Here is a 408-nt window from a genome sequence, read left to right as displayed (position 1 = left end):
ACTCACCGATGCGGTGAACGGCTCGCAGCTCTTCGCCTCGAACCAGGCGATCGAGACCGTCGCGAACGAGGTCACCAACATCAACAACGGCAAGGGCATCAAGTACTTCCACGCCAACTCGACCCTGGCGGACAGCCAGGCGACCGGGACGGACAGCACGGCGGCCGGGCCGGAGGCGGTGGCCTCGGTGCAGGACGGCGTCGCCATCGGTCACGGCGCCACCGCCGGAGCCAATGCGGGCGATGTCGCCCTCGGCTTGGGCAGCACCACGGCGGCTGTGGTCGGCACCGCCAGCACCAAGATCGCCGGCACCACCTACACCTTCGCCGGCGCCACCCCGACCTCGACGGTCAGCGTCGGCGCGGCTGGAGCCGAGCGGACCATCACCAACGTGGCGGCCGGTCGCAT

General features: G+C 70.3%; 1 pseudogene. It reads left to right on the top strand.

Features of this window, described 5'->3' with window-relative positions:
- Positions 1-408, top strand: a pseudogene (locus tag P409_RS35800) (hypothetical protein); the annotation flags it as partial.

The organism is Inquilinus limosus MP06 (assembly GCF_000767795.1).
Lineage (GTDB): Bacteria > Pseudomonadota > Alphaproteobacteria > DSM-16000 > Inquilinaceae > Inquilinus > Inquilinus limosus_E.
Note: the sequence above shows the minus strand (reverse complement) of the source record. Positions and strands in the feature narration are given on the sequence as shown.